Source organism: Gemmatimonadota bacterium, assembly GCA_041390105.1.
Taxonomy (GTDB): domain Bacteria; phylum Gemmatimonadota; class Gemmatimonadetes; order Longimicrobiales; family Gaopeijiaceae; genus JAGQIF01.
This window is the reverse complement of record JAWKQO010000003.1, coordinates 670918-686898: the sequence shown is the minus strand read 5'-3', so window position 1 is coordinate 686898 and position 15981 is coordinate 670918. Positions and strand designations below refer to the sequence as shown.

The window sequence follows — 15981 nt, the reverse complement described above, 5'->3', positions numbered from 1 at the left end:
GGTTTCGAAGGTCGCAGCGACCCGTTGGGGGTCCCTGATTCAACGAGCCGTTCAAGATGAATCCGATGGGCGCACAGCCCGCAGACACGAGGTGTGGGATGGCCAAGCAGAAGATGACTCCGTCGGAGGCGCTGGTGGAGACGCTGGTCGCCGAGGGTGTGACCGATGTGTTCGGTCTTGTCGGCTCCGCGTTCATGGACGCGCTGGATCTGTTTCCGGACGCCGGAATCCGCTTCATCCCGGTGGCGCACGAGCAGGCCGCCGCGCATGCGGCGGACGGGCTGGCGCGGGTGACGGGGCGCCCCCAGGCGTGCATCGCGCAGAACGGACCCGGCATCGCCAACTTCGTCTCCGCGATCGCGGCGGCGTATTGGGCGCACTCGCCCGTGGTCGCGTTGACGCCGGAGACCGGTTCGGGAGGCATCGGCACGGGTGGCTTCCAGGAGCTAGACCAGATGGCCATGTTCGAGGAGCAGACCGTCTTCCAGGTCCGCGTCAATCGACCCGACCGCATGGCGGAGCTGGCGCGCCGCTGCTTCTATCGCGCCAAGGTGGAGTTGGGCCCCACGCAACTCAACATCCCCCGGGACTTCTTCTACGGCGACCTGGTGGACGACATCTACGCGACCCCCACGCCGGGCGCGAGCCGGCCGTCCCGGGACGACATCGCACGGACCGTCGCGATCGTGAAGAACGCCAAGTTCCCTGTGATCATCTCGGGTGGCGGCGTCAGCCAGGGAGGCGCCCTGGACAGCATTCGGGCGCTCGCGGAGTACCTCAGCGCGCCGGTCGTCAACACCTACCTGCACAACGACACGTTCCCGTACAGCCACGAGCTGGGCTGTGGGCCTCTGGGCTACTGCGGCTCCAAGGCTGCGATGCGCACCATCGCGAAGGCGGACGTGGTTCTGGCACTGGGTACGCGCCTGGGCGTCTTTGGTCTGCTGCCCCAGTACGACATGACGTACTGGCCCGAGAACGCCACGCTGATCCAGGTGGACCGGGATGCCAGCAAATGGGGGATGAGCAAGATCCCTGCGATCTTCTCCGTCTGCGACGTCGGGGAGTTCGCACGCGAGCTTCTGATGGAGCTCGAGAACGCCATGCCCGGTCTCGCCCGCAACGACGGCCGTATCGCGGAGGTCGCCAAGGAGAAGAAGCGCTGGGACGACGAGTTGGAGGAATGGTCGTCCTCGACCAGCGAGCTCATGCATCCGCGTCGGTTCCTGTGGGAGTTCTCCCGCGCGATGCCGAAGAACGCCATCGTCACCACCGACATCGGCAACACCTGCTCGATCTCGAACAGCTATCTGCGCTTCGACGGCACCCGCCAACTCATCTCCGCGCTCACCTGGGGGAACTGCGGCTTCGCGTATGGAGCCGCGATGGGCGCCAAGGTCGGGCGTCCTGACGCCCCGGTGTTCGCGATCCAGGGAGACGGCGCTTGGGGCATCAGCGGCCTGTCGGAGGTGATGACCGCGGTGCGAGAAAAGATCCCCGTGATCGCGGTGGTCATCAACAACTACGAATGGGGCGCGGAGAAGAAGAACCAGATCGACTTCTACGGTCACCGTTTCGTCGGCACCAACCTGCGGCAGAACCCCGACTACGGGGAGTTGGCCAAGGTCATGGGGGCCGTCGGCTACACGGTGCGGGACTACCGCGAGGTCCAGGACGTGGTACGCGAAGCGGTGGCGTCAGGGCGGCCCTGCGTGATCAACGCCGTCGTGGAGGGTGGCGAGAAGGTGTTGGCCGAGCCGTTCCGCCGGGACGCCCTGAAGAAGCCCCAGCGTGCCTTGGAGAAATACAAGCATCTGAACGTGGGTGACTGAGCACGAGCCCGATCCCGGCTCGGGGCGCTCCTGGCGGCGTGGCTCGATGGCCACTTCCCCGGGCCCGGGCCGGGGACACACCTGTGGGGAGGAGCCCCGATGTACGACACCGGGAAGTTGCTGTCCGAGTATGACGCTGAAGACATCATCGAGAAGGACAAGCGACACGTCTGGCACCATCTATTCCAGCACAAGGTCCTCGAATCCCAGGACCCCAAGATCTTCGTCGAAGGGGACGGAGTCCGCGTACGGGACATCTCGGGGCGGGAGTACCTGGATGGCGCCTCGGGTGGCGTGTGGTGCGTCAACGTTGGCTACGGGCGCGAAAGCATGGCGCGGGTCATCCACGACCAGCTGCTCAAGCTGCCCTATTACGCGGGTGTGGCGGGAACGGTGCCCGGCGCCGAGTTCGCCGACAAGCTGAGCGGCCTCCTTCCCGGGCTCGACCACATCTTCTTCTCGAACAGCGGCTCGGAGGCGAACGAGAAAGCGTTCAAGATGGTGCGACAGGCCGCGCATCTATCCGGGTCGGGGAAGTACAAGATCGTCTACCGGGACCGGGACTATCACGGCACCACGATCGCGTGCCTGGCCGCCAGCGGGCAGCCGGAGCGCAAGGAACAGTTCGGACCGTTTCCGGACGGATTCGTGTCGATGCCGCACGCGCTCTGCTACCGCTGTCCGTTCGGATTGACCTATCCCGACTGCGGAGTCAAGTGCGCCCAGGCCCTCGAAGACGTGCTTCAGCAGGAAGATCCGGACTCGGTGGGGGCGGTCCTGCTGGAGCCCATCACGGCGGGTGGTGGGGTGATCCCCCCAGTCGATGAGTACTACACCATCGTCCGGGAGATCTGTGACCGCCACGACGTCTTCCTCATCATGGACGAGGTGGTCTGCGGCTTCGGCCGGACCGGCACCATGTTCGGCTTCGAGCACTACGACGTTGTGCCCGACATCGTCACCATGGCCAAGGGAATGGCGAGTTCCTACGCGCCAATCTCGGCGACCGCCGCGCGCGACCGGGTCTTCGACCGCTTCGTGAACGATCCCTCCAACGGCCTCGCCTACTTCAGGGATATCAGCACGTACGGCGGGTGTACGGCGGGGTTGGCGGCGGCGCTCGAGAACCTGCGGATCCTGCAGGACGAGGCTCTGGTGGAGAACTCCCGAGTGATGGGCGCCTACCTGAACGATCGCCTGCGCGAGTTGGAGGACCACCGTTACGTGGGCGATCTCAGAGGGAGAGGATTGTTCGCGGGAATCGAGCTCGTCCTGGACAAGTCGACCAAGGAGCCCATGCGGGAGGACGTGATGGGCGTCGTGCAGGCACGCGTGGCACAGGAAGGCGTGCTCATCGGTAAGACCACCCGAAGCTTCCGAGGTCTCAACAACACGCTCAACATTGCGCCCCCGCTGATCGTCACAAAGGCGGACGTCGACGAGATCGTCGAGGCGGTGAAGGTCGGAATCGACCAGGGGTGCAAGCAGGTCCTCGGGTAGGTCCGGCTCGAACAGTATGCGGCGCGCCGGCAATGTCCCTGCCGACGCGCCGCTTCTGCTTCCTGACTCGAAAACCCGCTCCGTCAGCGGCTGAAGACGGACCGCCCTCTCGAGAAGGTCTCCATGACCTGGATCCGGTCGAGCTGTTCCGGGTCGGTGGTGAGTGGGTTGTGTTCCAGGACGACCAGGTCCGCTTGCTTGCCCACCGTGATGGATCCCTTGCGGTCCTCTTCGAAGTACTGGTAGGCGGCGCCCAACGTCACCGCATTGAGAGCCTCCTGGATCGTGGCTCTCTGGTTGGGACCGAGGACGTGGCCGCTCCGCGTCTTCCGGTTCACCGCGACCCAGACCAGGCGCATGATGTCCGGTGGCACGACCGGGGCATCGTTGTGGATGGTGAAGTGCACGCCGCGGTCGATGGCCCAGCGGATCGGGCTGATGTTCTCACCCCGCTGTTCGCCGAAGCTCCGCAGGTGCCAGTCTCCCCAGAAGAACGGATGTGCAGCGAAGAAGGAGGGAACGACGCCCAGTCGGGCGGCGCGGTCCAGTTGGTCGGCCCTCATGAGCTGGGCGTGGATGATCACGGAACGGTGATCCGGCATCGGATCCATGCCGGCGACCCCCTCCTCCACACCGGCCAGCATCAGATCCATGGCGGCGTCGCCGTTGGCGTGCGCGAGAAACGGAACGCCCCGGTGAAGCAGCTGCAGCGCGTCGGCCTTGTAGGCGTCAGGATCCATGACCGGATACGCCCGATAGTCCGCTGGTGCTCCGGGAGGGCCCTCGGTATAGGGCTGTGTAACCCAGGCGGTGCGACCTTGTGGCGAACCATCCAGGACGAACTTCACGCCGGCGATACGCATGCCATTGTGGTAGGTCCTCTCGTACTGGAGGCTGTCGTTCAGGATCGCTGAGGCACTGGTGAACAGGGCCAGGTCCGCCTCGAACGGTGCGCGATCGGATGCGGCTCGGAGGGCCTCGGCGATCTGCGGGCTGGTGCCGCCTCCGTTTTGAATCGTGGTGATTCCGTAGGCAGTGTGCACGGCGATGGCCTTGCGTGCCATCCCGTCCATGTCCGGGTCCACGCCCATCCGGTAGGCGCTCTGGGCCACGAGGCCTCCAGCCGCTTCTTCCAGCACTCCGTCCGGCTCCATCGAGCCCCGTACCCGCCGGATATGGCCCCCGGCGGGGTCGGGCGTCGCTGCCGTGATCCCGCTGACGGCGAGCGCCGCCGAATTCACCGCCGTCAGGTGTCCAGAGACGTGGGTGAGGATGATCGGGTGATCGGTGGAAGCGCGGTCGAGATCGAACCTGGTCGGATGTCTCCCTTCCTCCAGGAGTGAGTCGTCGTACCCGATGCCCACCACGGGATCCCCGGGGCCGAGGTTCTTATCGGTGATCCAGCGCTGGATCTTCGCTACGATGTCGTCGATGTTGTTGACATCGCCGACCGGAGGCGGATGAAGCGCGAGCAGATCCGCCGTCTGCCCTACCGCGAGGAAGTGACCGTGCGTGTCGATAAAGCCCGGCAGCAGCGCCCGCTCGCCGAGGTCGACCACCTGGGTATCGTCCCCCCGCAGCGCCAGTACCTCGGCGCGCGATCCGACGGCAACGATCTCTTCTCCACGTACGGCGACGCCTTCCGCCGTGGGTTGCGCCGGGTCCATGGTGACGATGTTGCTGCCGAGGAAGATCGTGTCCGCCGGAGGTCCGCTCTCGGACGCGCTACACGCACCGAGAGCGATGGACAGCAGCGCCAACGCGGAGGTGATCCCTGCCCGTTCCCTCCTACTCATGCGACGCCTCCTCCGATGCGAGCATCGGCAGTCCGACGTGGTGATGAAGCGGCTGCTGGGATGGGTGATTCTAGGTGTGCCCACGGGGGTCGGCAAACCGGGGGACCCTCCTTGACACCGGCTCCGGGGTGCCGCACCTGAAGAGGAGGAGGGTTCCACACCTTCATGGCTCCAGCCGGTCGGTCGACGGGCGATGGGCCCCTGTGCCGCCCGGGATGGAGTCGCCCCTGTCCCCGGAACGGAGCAGCGCGACCATGGACAAGACCACCAACGATGCGACGGCCTCACAGGGGTTGGGCCGGAGGAAGTTCCTGAAGGGCGCTTCGGTTCTCGGGGGGGCGATGGTCGCGTCGGGTCTGGCTGGGCGGGAGGGCGCTGCAGCCGAGGGCCCGGCGGGCGAGACGACCACGGCCCGCCGGCCAGGCCTGCGACGACCCGGGCAGCCGGCGACCGAGCTGACGGAGCAGGAGCGCCGGGTTCTGACGGCGATCCGGTCGGAGGAGGTTGCTGCCGTGCTACAGGATTTCGTGCAGATCCGCACCACGATGTCCGATGAGCAGACCGGCGCGGAGTATTTTTCGCGTCGGCTGCGCGAGTGGGGGATTGAAGACGCCTGGATCCAGGGAGTCGAGGGCTACCCAGGCCGCTCCAACCTGATCGCGCGCCTGCCGGGCCGTACAACCCCCAAGGGCCCCACCCTGTTGGCCACGTCGCATTTGGACGCGATCGCGGTGGATGACATGGCCGACCGGGAACAGTGGACAGACGACCCCTATTCCGGCGCGATCCGCGACGGTCGAGTGTACGGGCGCGGCGCTTCCGACAACAAGTCGGGATGTGTGTCCAAGATCATGGCTGCCAAGGCCATTCGGGAGGCGGGCGTGGAGTTGCCCGGAGATCTCCTGATCGCGTTGGTCGCCGATGAAGAAGGCTATATGCTCGGCATCAAGCAGTTCATCAAATCGGGACTGCACAAGGAGGTCTCCGCCGCGCTCTCGGAGGGCGCTGGCACCGGATCCCGGATCCGCGAAACGGTTCCGGGGCGGACCTCGGCGATGATCACGTTCTATGGTACCAACGCGCACGCGGGGACGTCTCCGCTTCCCGGTGTGGGCGTCAATGCGATCCACAAGGCCAGCAAGTTCATCGCGGCGATCGCGGACGCGGCCCCCAACCATCCGCGCGATCCCTACTACGGGCCGTCGTTCTACCAGGTCCTTCAGGTGACGGGTGGGTGGCCCACAACGCAGACCTCCCAGAAGCCGGCCTTCTGCAGACTGTTCCTCGATACGCGCCTCGTGCCCGATCACGATCCCGATGACGTGTGGCGAGACGTTCAGGTCATCCTCGATCGTCTCTCGGCGGAGGATCCGGACTTCCGCTACTCGATCGGCGAGATCGACCGGCGGCCCGGATACCGCGTGGACTTCGAGTGGCCCGTGGTGAAGGCGATCGCGTCCGCATACGAGGCACTCGCCGGGCGACCCCCGGAGTTGGGCGACGCGGTTCCGGAGCGCTTCGCCATCGGCACGACGGACACTCACTATCTCGCGCAGTTGGGCATCCCCTGCGCCAGCGTCGTCTCTCCGGTGCGGCCGGATGCGCTCGGTCACGCAGCCAACGAGTACATGGGCATCGAGGCGCTTACCGAAGCCACCAAGGCCACGGCGCTCACCATCATGCGGTACTGGGACTTCGCGGAATAGAAGGTGGGGTCGGGAGCGGTGCGAGGCCGCTCCCGCCCTGCTGGCTCCGCTGCCTCGACCGCACCCCCGGTTCCTCGACTCGCCCCCGAGGCGCTACTTTCAGCCTCTTCCGTCCCCGCAGCTTCCCGGAGGCCGACCCATGACCGAACGGCGCTACGACGACGATGAGGTGCGCGCCATCTTCGAGCGGGCTTCGACGCCCGTGCCTGCGGGGGAGGGACGTGGGACCCTTCCCTCCAAGGGGACAGGGTTCAGCTTGGCGGAACTCCAGGAGATCGGAGCCGAGGCGGGCATCGAGCCCGCGCGGGTCGCCGAAGCCGCGCTGTCGCTCGACCGGCGACCCGGGAGGGCGGTGGGTCCCGTGCGCCGCGGCCCCATCCCCCTGCGCGTCGGGCACTCCGTCCACCTCCCTGGTCCCTTCAGCGAAGACGACTGGAACCGGCTGGTGGTGGATCTGCGGGACACCTTCGACGCCAAGGGGCGGCTTAGTGTCGAGGGCGCCTTCCGGGAATGGCGCAACGGCAACCTCTATGCGGCTGTGGAGCCCGACGGGGACGGTGTCCGTCTGCGCATGGGTACTCGCAAGGAAAGCGCCCAGGCGGCTTTGATGATGGGTACCATGATGGCCGTGATGGGGGCAGTGCTGTTCCTGCTCTACGCGACAGGCATCAAGGACGGGGCGATTCGTGGTGCGTTCGTCCTGGAGGTGTTCGGGATGGTGGGCCTCGGCGCCGGGCTCATCCAGCTTCCTGGATGGGCCGGAACGCGTGCCCAGCAGATGGAGGGGATCGCGGAGCGAGCGCTCCTGCGTGCCGCGACGCGGGGCGCGGGTACGACGGAAGAGTGAACGCTGCCTCCCCTCAATGAGGAGTGAGGGGTAGGCCCGTCTCCCCCGTCGCGTGCGGGTCCATGCCCGCCACCTCGGCTGCCCACCTGCGAAAGGCTACCTGCTGCTCGGGCGTCAGGACCGCCTCGATCTCCTGGTGCACGGTGTCGAGCACCGCGCTGAGTTGCAGGTGGAGGTCTGCCCAGGCTCCTTGCAGAAAGACCTGGTGCTCGCGCATGACGCCGTTGATCGCCTGCACCTGATCCTCGTGGAGGTGCAGTTCCTTCTGCATGGCCTCCAACACCGCGCGGTGCTGCGCAGCCGCACCCACTGGGTGTGGCATCGGACGGTGGAAGTGGCGGTCGGCAGCGATGCCCAGTACCGCGCCCAGCACCAGGAGGGATACGGCACTCACCAGTGCCTTGCCTCGCATCATGGTAGAGTCTCCCTCGTCGTAGCCAGCAGCAGGAACACCTCCCCAGGGGGCTCGCTCGGCTGGGCGAGCAGTGCCCGCAAAAGCGGATCCTCTGGAATGAGCGAGAGCGTGAGCGACGGCGCGTCGTCCGGCTCTGCGCGGCTCCCGTCGCGGTCCTCGATGAAGAACATGCCCCCAAGCAGCGCCAGCACGGCAGTCGCCGCCAGCGGGAGCGACGACGTCGCGAGATCCGCCCACCAGGTCCTGAGCGGTGGGACACGTCCAGCCGCGCGCCGAGCGTCCAGCGCGTGCGTCACGCTGCGGGCCGCCAGCTCGCTCCAATAGCTCGGATCGTCTGGCAGACGCGACCCTGACCGTCGCACACCGTTGCTCACCGTGGCACCCTCCTCCGAAGATCGACCATCTGAGTCTGCAGCGCTGCGCGTGCGCGATGGATGTGAACCCGCACGGTCGCGGCGCTCACGCCCAGCATCTCAGCCACCTCGGCGCGGCCGAACCCCTCCAGCTCGGTCAACCTGAAGCACGCGCGCTGCATGGGGGAGAGCAGCTCCAGTGCCTGCTGCAGACGGTGGTCGACGTCGATGCGGTCCAGCGGGTCGGATTCTTGAGTCGCGAGCTGATCGTCCATGAGTGGGGTCCGGTCCCAGCGCGCATCCCAGGAGCTTGCGTTGCGTGCCGCGTTGCGCACGATGGTGAAGAACCAGGGCGCGAAGGGGCGAGACGGATCATAACGTTGAAGGCGTTGGTAGGCGCGGGTGAAGGCGTCTTGCACGACATCCTCGGCGTCCTCCCGGGTCTGGACGAACTCCCAGGCGGCCGCCAACGCCGGGCGCACGAGATGGCGCACGAGCGTCTCGAAGGCGGCGTCGTCCCCGTCTCTTGCTCGACGCGCCCAGCCGTCGACATCGGCTTCGCTCATCTGTGCAGCATGGGGGCTCCGGGCGCCGCCGGCCACGGCTCCTCCGCCCCCGTGGGTGGAGGAGCCGGGTCGACGACGACATCGGACGGACTAGTGGGAGCCATGTAGCGCTTTCAGGCGCTCGTGCAGGCCCCCGGCCTCCCTGCTGCTGACCCCCATCTGTGCATGATGCTCCTCCATGCGCGCATGAAGCCGCTCCGCGATGGCTTGACGAGCATCCTCGGGCAGGCTGTTCCACACGCCGTAGTGCTCCTGGTGGAGCGACTGCAGGGAGTCGTGGAGGTCAGCCAGGTAGCGGGCCTGCTCTTCGCCTTGCAGCGAGGCGGCGACCTCATGTCGTTCGGCCAGTTCCAGCAGCGACGTGTGCAGGCGTTCCATCTCCGCGTTGATTCGCGCCTGCAGCTCAGGCTCCAACCCGAGGCCCTCCGTGAGGCCGGCTGGCGTCCAGTCGGGGGCCGACGCGACGAGGGCCTCCATATCGAGTGCGGCCGGTTGTGAGTCCGCCTCCGAACACGCACTGGAGGCCAGCAGGGTCGCTGCAATCAGGGCGCTCTGGGCGATGCGCGTCATAGTCTCTCCTTTGTCTCCTGGACACGGTGGGCCGTCGTTCTGGAGTACCACCGAGGAGAGGTGGACGTTTACGGAGGTCTGCGGTCCCGTGATGGGGGCGGTGCCCCCTCCTGTAATGCCCGGTGTACCCATCCACGTACAGCTACGCGTACCGTTCCTCCTATCACACCCGACGGCTTGCGGTAGCGCCGGAGCAGGACGCCTATGCAACAGGCTGGGGACTCTCGGGCGGCGGGACCGGTGGCTCGAAAAAGGGGTCGCCGGGCGGCTGCGTTGCTGGCTCTGGTCGGTGCGCTGGTCGCGTGCAGTGATCCGGTGGCGACGTCGGCCAGCCAGACGTTCGATCCTGGTGAGTTTGTGGCGTCGGATGGGACATCGCTCCGGTACCGACTGCATGTGCCCGAGCGCGTGGGGTCCGCGCTGCTTCCGCTCATCGTCTTCCTGCACGGCAGTGGGGGTGCAGGAACGGACAACCAGGCACAGATCTCAGGTGGGAACACCTACGGCACCGAGGCGTGGACCACTCCCGCCGTCGAGGGCACTACTCCCGTCTTCGTGGTGGCGCCGCAGATCCCTGCTGGGAGCCGCTGGGATGCCTTCGGCTCGGACGACATCTCCCGTTTCGAACGTGGCGTGTTGGAGCTGGTCGACGCGTTGGAGGCGGCTCGGCCCATCGATCCGGATCGCATCTACCTGGTGGGACAGTCCATCGGTGGCATGGGTGTCTGGGACCTGATCAGCAAACGCGCGGAACGATTCGCAGCCGCGGTGCCCGTTTGCGGGGCCGGGGAGCCATCACGGGCCGCGGCCGCCCGCTCCGTTCCGGTTTGGGCATTTCATGGAGAACTCGACGCGACCGTACCGGTAGCGGGTTCTCGTGACATGATCGCTGCCCTGCGTGCCATCGGTGCCGATCCTCGCTACACAGAGTACTCAGACGGCGGTCACGACGTCTGGACGCGTGCCTTTCGCGATCCAGAGCTGATCCCCTGGGTGTTGGCTCAGCGCAGGCGATCTCCGTAGCGCGAGGCTCCGCCGGGGCATGCCCGTTGGCGGCCCTCCCCAGGGCCGCCTCCGCACAGCAGGAGGAAAGTGCGCAAAGCAGGAAAAGCCGGCCGCGAGATCCGCGAGTAGGTTGTCTCCATGAAGCCCACCACGAGATCGTACTACCGGGACGCCGTTAGAGACGCGGTCCGCACCATCGTCGCGAGCCTGGACTCAGCGCTGGACCTGGACGGCCTGGCGCGTGGAGCGGCGACCTCCGAGTTCCATTTCCACCGGGTCTTCCGCGGGATGATCGGCGAGACACCGTTGGAGTTGCATCGTCGGCTCCGTCTCGAGCGAGCTGCCCGGGCCTTGGCGTTCACCGATCACACGGTGTCTCGGATCGCCGCGGACGCTGGCTACGAAACGCATGCTGCCTTCACTCGCGCGTTCGGTGCCGCGTTCGGCATGGCGCCCGTGACGTTCAGGGCGGAGGCACGCTGTGGGGATCACCCTTCGTGGGTGCCACGGTGCCTGCTGACCGCGCGGAGCGGCGTCCACTACACCGACCAGGGGGTCGCGTGGGAGGACCTGTACACCACTGACGAGGGACAGAACATGGACGTGACCGTTCGCACACTCGAGCCACTGCGCGTCGCCTACACACCCCACCGCGGCTCCTACCACACCATCTCGGATGCCTTCGCACGACTGGGAGGGATCGCCGGCCAGGCGGGCCTGATCGGCCCCGGCTCGAAGATGTTGGCCGTGTTCCACGATGATCCGGAGATCACTCCAGAGCCCGAGCTCCGCTCCGAGGCGGCGATCTCCGTCGGGGACACCGCGCTGATCCCCTCAGGTCTGGAGGAGCGCGTCCTGCCCGGCGGCCCACACGCCGTCACGATGCACATCGGCCCCTATTCGACGTTGGGCGACACCTGGTCTCGTCTGATGGGGCAATGGCTGCCGGCCAGCGGTCACCGCCTGGCCGAGGGCGTCTCGTACGAGGTGTACTTGAACATGCCGGGCCAGGTCCCCGAGCAGGACCTCCGCACCGAGCTGCACATCCCACTCGAGGCGGCGACGGACGACTAGACCGTCGGCTGGCGACGGTCGAGAAGGGCGGTGGAGGGCGGCCAAGGGGGCCGCCCTCCTTCACCGCCCCAGCTCCCTGAGCTTCTTCTGCACGCGCTCACTGTCCGGACTTCGCGCCAACGCGTGCTCGTAGTGCTGGCGCGCCGCGTCCGTCTGGCCTTGCGCAGCGAGCAGATCAGCCAACCCTTCATGGGCGGGAGAGCTCTGTGGGTAGAGTTGCACGCGCATGCGTCCGAACTCCAGGGCGTTGGCCGTATCCTGAGCGACCGCCACCTGGGCCAGGAGCGCGAACATGCGCTCGGAGGGTTGGAAGTTCTGGCCCAAGCGCGCTGACACGTTCCGGAAGTGCTCCGTCAACAGCGTCGGCTGCGCCAGAACGCGCTGGAGGGGCACCTTGTAGCCATCGAAGATGAAGCGCAGCGCATCATACTCCGAGATCAGTGGCACCGACCCGTGGTCGTCTTCCTTGTAGTAGTGGAAGGCGTAGCGCAGCCCACTCTCGTTGTAGGTACTCAGCACGGCATCGAACTGGGTGATGGCGGAGAAGTGGGGATTGGTGATGGAGTCGTCCGGCTGAATGGTATTGGCCTGCGCTACGTAGAGCGCCTTTCCGTCCAGCCGTGCGGTGCTGAAGTACGCTTTGGCCTGGTGGAGCAGCGTGCTGTTGTCCCACCACAGACTCGGGTCGATGGCCACATAGGCGTTGAACGTCTCGGGAATCGAGTACAGCGCATTGATGGCCGTGATGCCTCCCAACGAATGCCCCACGAACACGCGGTACGGCAGCGTGCGGTAGCGCGAGTCGATGTGGGGGATCAGCTCGTCCTTCAGGAAGCGGAAGAACGCGTCGTTCCCACCACTGGTCTCGAAGCCGGGTGCGGGAGTGCCGTCGAAGCCCAGGGTGGTGTGCGTGGGTGTCAGGTCCCGTGTGCGGTCGGTATTCGGGATCGCCACCACGATCATCTCGGGGATCACGAACGTGCCGTTCACGCCGGTGCCCAGGATCTGGATGAGGCCACTGACCGAGTGGAAGTGGGCATTTCCGTCCAGCAGATACAGGACAGGATACTGTTGGGGCGTGAGCTCCGCGTCGCCGTAAGAGGGCGGGGTGTAGACCAGGAAAGGCCGTTGTTCCTCCAGGGAGGCGGACCAGATCGAGTCCACGGTGCCAATCTGGACGGCCTCCTGATAGCGCCCTTGACCCAGCAGCGGCGTAGGGAGGAGAAGCAGGGCCAGCAGGGTCAGCGCACGCATCGGATACCTCCGCCTGGACATGAGCGAAGCTGGCAACATGCCGTCGCTGGGGCTTCCCACGCCAGCGAGGGGACTCCCGCGCCGGTCGGGGGGTACACTTCCGGACGACGTCATCGATTCGGACCCTGTTGGAGGGGCAGAGTGAAGGCCTTGTGCGCTGCGGTGGCGTGGGTCCTGGTCTGCGGTGCTCCGGTGCTGGGTCAATCCGCCTCCGTTGAGGCGTCGGCGCCCGTGCTCCTCTCCATCGGCGAGTCCTTCACCGTCGAATCACGCGCGTTGGGCGAGACCCGCAGGATCAACGTGTACGCGCCGCCCGCCTGGGACGAAGAGCCGGGCGCAGCGCGGCCGGTCCTCTACATGCCCGATGGCGGGATTGCGGAGGACTTCCTGCACATTGCCGGTCTCCTGCAGGTGTCGGTGGGCAACGGCACCATGCGACCCTTCTTGCTGGTGGGGATCGAGAACACGCAGCGCCGCCGTGACCTGACGGGCCCGACCGACGATCCTCAGGACCGCACGATCGCGCCCACGGTGGGGGGTTCGGCGGCCTTCCGAGCGTTCCTGCGCGAGGAACTGCTCCCCCTCATCGACGCGCGCTATCCCACCACGGGCGAGACCGCCATCATGGGGGAGTCGTTGGCGGGCCTGTTCGTGGTCGAGACCCTCGCGCTCGAGCCCGAGCTTTTCGACACCTACATCGCGTTCGACCCCAGCGTGTGGTGGAACCGAGAGCACCTGGTTGAGGCGGCTCCCAAGTGGATCGCAGGTGCGGGCGTCGCTCACGCCGTCTACCTCGCGTGCAGCTCGGAGCCCGAGCTGGCGCGACTGACGCGAGCGTTGGCTGAACTCCTGCGTCGCGACGCACCGGCAGGTCTGAAGTGGCATTTCAGGGACATGCCCGAGGAGACGCACGCCACGATCTACCATCCCGCCGCGCTGCACGCACTCCGGTGGTTGTTCAAGCCGGAGGCTGCCGAAGGCCGATGAGCGGACGGCGACTCCTCGCACTGTGCCTGCTGTCTGCGGCCTGCGCGAGCGGCACCACTGCTCCTCCGGAAGCGGCCAACTGTGCCTGGCGTGTCTGCCTGGAGCGCCTGCGGACGCCTCGCGCAGTGCAGTACCGGGTCGTAAACCGCGAGCCCGTCCCCGCCACCGTGCGACTGTCCTTCAGTCGTCTCGAGAATCTGCGTCCGCGCTCGGAGTTGCCGGTGGAAGTCGTGGTTCCTCCCCACGCAGAGGCGGCCGCCGTCACGATGGACGAAGTCATGCGGGACCGGAGCGTGAGTGCGCGACCCGTCCTGCAGGTTGATCTGGGATCAGCGCTGACGAAGCCCGACGCGGAGTATCTGTACGCTCTGCCGTTCGGCGGGCAGCAGCCGCGACGGCTGGCGCAAAGCTACGGAGGACGGGACAGCCACTTCGGAAGCATGCACTACGCGTTGGACTTCGCCATGCCGGTGGGCACGCCCATCCTCGCTGCTCGGGCCGGGGAGGTCGTCCACGTGCAGGACGGCTTCAGGGAGGGCGGACTGGACCCCGAGCTGTTGGACAAGGCCAACGTGGTGGTGGTTGGTCATTCCGACGGCACCATGGCGACCTACGGCCACCTGAGGGCGGGCATCATGGTCCGGGTCGGCCAGCGGGTGGAGGTCGGCCAGCTGCTCGGGTGCAGCGGCGCCAGCGGCTTGGCCGGTCAACCTCACTTGCACTTCCATGTCGGGCAGACGTTGGTGAGCGACCCGGGGAGGACCGTGCGGGTCGCCGTCAGCGCGGACGGACGGACGCCGCTGGAACTGGCGTTGGGAGTGGCCTATCCGCCGCAGCACAACCCGGACGGATGCGACCTGATGAGGAACGATTCCCGATGAGAAAGAATCTGTGGTGTCGCTCGCTCGCGGTGGTCGGATTGGGAACCCTGAGCTGGAGCTCGGCGTGCAAGTCAGATCCGACTGCACCGGCTGACGATCCCGCCGCCTCTCCCCCTTCGCTGCTCTCGGTGGGCAGCCCCGGGAAGGACGAGGATCCGAGCGTGCTGCTTCTGCCCAGCGGCCGGGTGCTGGTCGCCTGGTTCTCCGATCGAGCCGGCAGCGGCGACATCTACGTTGCAGGGACGGACGATCGGCAGTCGTTCACCGCTCCGGTCCAGGTCACGGACAACCCTTTCGGGAACTTCTATCCCAACCTCTTTCTCGACAGCAAGGGAACCATCCACCTGGTGTGGTTCGAGTGGGTGCAGCTGAGTGTAGGACAGATCCGGCACAGTACGTCGCTCGACGGCACGACCTGGACACCAGAAGAGGCGGTCACGACGCTGTTCCTGGTCGACGACTGGGTGCCGACGATCACCGAGAGCGCGGACGGCACGCTACTGGTCTACTTCGTGGAGTCCAAGCGGGAGTTCCCCTCCACGATCAATCGGATCTACGTCGCTGCCAAGCCACCCAGCGCATCGGAATGGGAAACGGCTGTCCCGGTGCCGGGCGTAAATACGCCACAGCAACACAACCACCTGCCCTTCGCGTCCAGAATCGGCGGTGACGTTGCGCTGGTGTGGGTGCGTCACGATACCGCGAACGCGGTACCCTGGTCGCCTCCCATCCCCAAATCGGATCTCTTCTTCGCCACCTCGCCCGATGGACGGAGCTTCGGCAACGCGCAGCAGGTGACGCGGGAGAATGGAGTGGTCGCCAACTTGTTTCCGGCGATCTATACCCGCCACGACGGGAGCCAGTGGATCCTGTGGCTTCAGGCGGGCGCCAAGCCGACCAAGGTGCTCGAGTTGCCAGTCGCGGGTCTGGGGCAGTATCCCAGCGCCGTGGTGGAGGCGTCGTGGCTCCCCGATGGATACTCGCACCGCGTCACGAGGACGGCCGAGCCAGGTCAGTATCTCGGAGCTTGGGTGCAAGGTCCGGAGGGGAGTCAAGAGATCTACTGGCGCACGGTGACCAGATAGTGCCAGCGTGCTCGGGGGAGCATGTGCCCTCGCAGCGCCACTCCGAGACTGAGTTGCGGCTAGTCTGCGTCCATCCCACCTTTGGTGCAGGGCCGTGAGTCGTCCAGACC

The 15981-nt window shown here is 66.6% G+C and carries 15 protein-coding genes; 9 read left to right on the top strand and 6 right to left on the bottom strand.

What is annotated here, in order from left to right; genetic code table 11:
* Nucleotides 1-98: 98 nt before the first annotated feature.
* Nucleotides 99-1832 (top strand): sulfoacetaldehyde acetyltransferase, encoded by a 1734-nt coding sequence (gene xsc / locus R3E10_16090; protein MEZ4417276.1) that lies wholly within the window; start codon nucleotides 99-101, stop codon nucleotides 1830-1832.
* A 99-nt stretch (nucleotides 1833-1931) separates the two neighbouring features.
* Nucleotides 1932-3332 (top strand): aminotransferase class III-fold pyridoxal phosphate-dependent enzyme, encoded by a 1401-nt coding sequence (locus R3E10_16085; protein MEZ4417275.1) that lies wholly within the window; start codon nucleotides 1932-1934, stop codon nucleotides 3330-3332.
* An 83-nt stretch (nucleotides 3333-3415) separates the two neighbouring features.
* Here R3E10_16085 and R3E10_16080 read toward each other — a convergent pair whose 3' ends face one another.
* Nucleotides 3416-5128, bottom strand: a complete 1713-nt coding sequence (locus R3E10_16080; GenBank protein ID MEZ4417274.1) for an amidohydrolase — start codon at nucleotides 5126-5128, stop codon at nucleotides 3416-3418.
* 254 nt (nucleotides 5129-5382) lie between these two features.
* On the opposite strand from R3E10_16080, the gene R3E10_16075 reads away from it, so the two are divergent.
* Both R3E10_16075 and R3E10_16070 read left to right on the top strand, forming a co-directional pair.
* Nucleotides 5383-6834, top strand: coding sequence for a M20/M25/M40 family metallo-hydrolase (locus tag R3E10_16075; protein MEZ4417273.1), 1452 nt, complete (start codon nucleotides 5383-5385; stop codon nucleotides 6832-6834).
* A 139-nt stretch (nucleotides 6835-6973) separates the two neighbouring features.
* The gene (locus tag R3E10_16070; protein ID MEZ4417272.1) at nucleotides 6974-7681 is read left to right on the top strand and encodes a hypothetical protein; all 708 of its coding nucleotides are present in this window, start codon (nucleotides 6974-6976) and stop codon (nucleotides 7679-7681) included.
* 13 nt (nucleotides 7682-7694) lie between these two features.
* Here R3E10_16070 and R3E10_16065 read toward each other — a convergent pair whose 3' ends face one another.
* The 4 genes from R3E10_16065 to R3E10_16050 form a co-directional block, all read right to left on the bottom strand.
* A complete protein-coding gene (locus R3E10_16065; protein ID MEZ4417271.1) occupies nucleotides 7695-8096 on the bottom strand; it encodes a hypothetical protein in 402 nt (133 codons plus the stop codon).
* Nucleotides 8093-8470, bottom strand: a complete 378-nt coding sequence (locus tag R3E10_16060; GenBank protein MEZ4417270.1) for a hypothetical protein — start codon at nucleotides 8468-8470, stop codon at nucleotides 8093-8095. The genes R3E10_16065 and R3E10_16060 overlap by 4 nt, the downstream gene beginning before the upstream one ends.
* A complete protein-coding gene (locus tag R3E10_16055) occupies nucleotides 8467-9015 on the bottom strand; it encodes a sigma-70 family RNA polymerase sigma factor (GenBank protein ID MEZ4417269.1) in 549 nt (182 codons plus the stop codon). Before R3E10_16055 ends, R3E10_16060 begins: the two co-directional genes overlap by 4 nt.
* 90 nt (nucleotides 9016-9105) lie before the next feature.
* Entirely contained in the window at nucleotides 9106-9585 is a 480-nt protein-coding gene (locus R3E10_16050; protein MEZ4417268.1) for a hypothetical protein, read from the bottom strand.
* A gap of 240 nt (nucleotides 9586-9825) precedes the next feature.
* Here R3E10_16050 and R3E10_16045 point away from each other — a divergent pair, with 240 nt between their 5' ends.
* Together R3E10_16045 and R3E10_16040 are read left to right on the top strand one after the other, a co-directional pair.
* On the top strand, nucleotides 9826-10608 hold the full coding sequence (locus tag R3E10_16045) for a dienelactone hydrolase family protein (GenBank protein ID MEZ4417267.1): 783 nt from the start codon (nucleotides 9826-9828) through the stop codon (nucleotides 10606-10608).
* Between the two features lie 120 nt (nucleotides 10609-10728).
* A complete protein-coding gene (locus R3E10_16040; protein ID MEZ4417266.1) occupies nucleotides 10729-11664 on the top strand; it encodes a GyrI-like domain-containing protein in 936 nt (311 codons plus the stop codon).
* Nucleotides 11665-11724: 60 nt separating this feature from the next.
* Here R3E10_16040 and R3E10_16035 read toward each other — a convergent pair whose 3' ends face one another.
* Nucleotides 11725-12918 carry an alpha/beta hydrolase-fold protein gene (locus R3E10_16035; GenBank protein MEZ4417265.1) on the bottom strand — a complete coding sequence of 398 codons (1194 nt, stop codon included), beginning with the start codon at nucleotides 12916-12918 and terminating at the stop codon, nucleotides 11725-11727.
* A gap of 141 nt (nucleotides 12919-13059) precedes the next feature.
* Here R3E10_16035 and R3E10_16030 point away from each other — a divergent pair, with 141 nt between their 5' ends.
* From R3E10_16030 to R3E10_16020, 3 genes are read left to right on the top strand one after another with little or no spacing between them, the layout of a single operon-like run.
* Nucleotides 13060-13905 carry an alpha/beta hydrolase-fold protein gene (locus tag R3E10_16030; GenBank protein MEZ4417264.1) on the top strand — a complete coding sequence of 282 codons (846 nt, stop codon included), beginning with the start codon at nucleotides 13060-13062 and terminating at the stop codon, nucleotides 13903-13905.
* Complete coding sequence (locus R3E10_16025; protein MEZ4417263.1) at nucleotides 13902-14786, top strand: M23 family metallopeptidase; 885 nt, start codon at nucleotides 13902-13904, stop codon at nucleotides 14784-14786. The genes R3E10_16030 and R3E10_16025 overlap by 4 nt, the downstream gene beginning before the upstream one ends.
* Nucleotides 14783-15871, top strand: a complete 1089-nt coding sequence (locus tag R3E10_16020; protein MEZ4417262.1) for a sialidase family protein — start codon at nucleotides 14783-14785, stop codon at nucleotides 15869-15871. Before R3E10_16025 ends, R3E10_16020 begins: the two co-directional genes overlap by 4 nt.
* Nucleotides 15872-15981: the final 110 nt, after the last annotated feature.

What these genes read in the sequence shown, in the direction of transcription:
- xsc (MEZ4417276.1), top strand. Translation starts at nt 99, where the DNA reads ATGGCCAAGCAGAAGATGACTCCGTCGGAGGCGCTGGTGGAGACGCTG.
- R3E10_16085 (MEZ4417275.1), top strand. Translation starts at nt 1,932, where the DNA reads ATGTACGACACCGGGAAGTTGCTGTCCGAGTATGACGCTGAAGACATC.
- R3E10_16080 (MEZ4417274.1), bottom strand. Translation starts at nt 5,128, where the DNA reads ATGAGTAGGAGGGAACGGGCAGGGATCACCTCCGCGTTGGCGCTGCTG.
- R3E10_16075 (MEZ4417273.1), top strand. Translation starts at nt 5,383, where the DNA reads ATGGACAAGACCACCAACGATGCGACGGCCTCACAGGGGTTGGGCCGG.
- R3E10_16070 (MEZ4417272.1), top strand. Translation starts at nt 6,974, where the DNA reads ATGACCGAACGGCGCTACGACGACGATGAGGTGCGCGCCATCTTCGAG.
- R3E10_16065 (MEZ4417271.1), bottom strand. Translation starts at nt 8,096, where the DNA reads ATGATGCGAGGCAAGGCACTGGTGAGTGCCGTATCCCTCCTGGTGCTG.
- R3E10_16055 (MEZ4417269.1), bottom strand. Translation starts at nt 9,015, where the DNA reads ATGAGCGAAGCCGATGTCGACGGCTGGGCGCGTCGAGCAAGAGACGGG.
- R3E10_16050 (MEZ4417268.1), bottom strand. Translation starts at nt 9,585, where the DNA reads ATGACGCGCATCGCCCAGAGCGCCCTGATTGCAGCGACCCTGCTGGCC.
- R3E10_16040 (MEZ4417266.1), top strand. Translation starts at nt 10,729, where the DNA reads ATGAAGCCCACCACGAGATCGTACTACCGGGACGCCGTTAGAGACGCG.
- R3E10_16035 (MEZ4417265.1), bottom strand. Translation starts at nt 12,918, where the DNA reads ATGCGTGCGCTGACCCTGCTGGCCCTGCTTCTCCTCCCTACGCCGCTG.
- R3E10_16025 (MEZ4417263.1), top strand. Translation starts at nt 13,902, where the DNA reads ATGAGCGGACGGCGACTCCTCGCACTGTGCCTGCTGTCTGCGGCCTGC.
- R3E10_16020 (MEZ4417262.1), top strand. Translation starts at nt 14,783, where the DNA reads ATGAGAAAGAATCTGTGGTGTCGCTCGCTCGCGGTGGTCGGATTGGGA.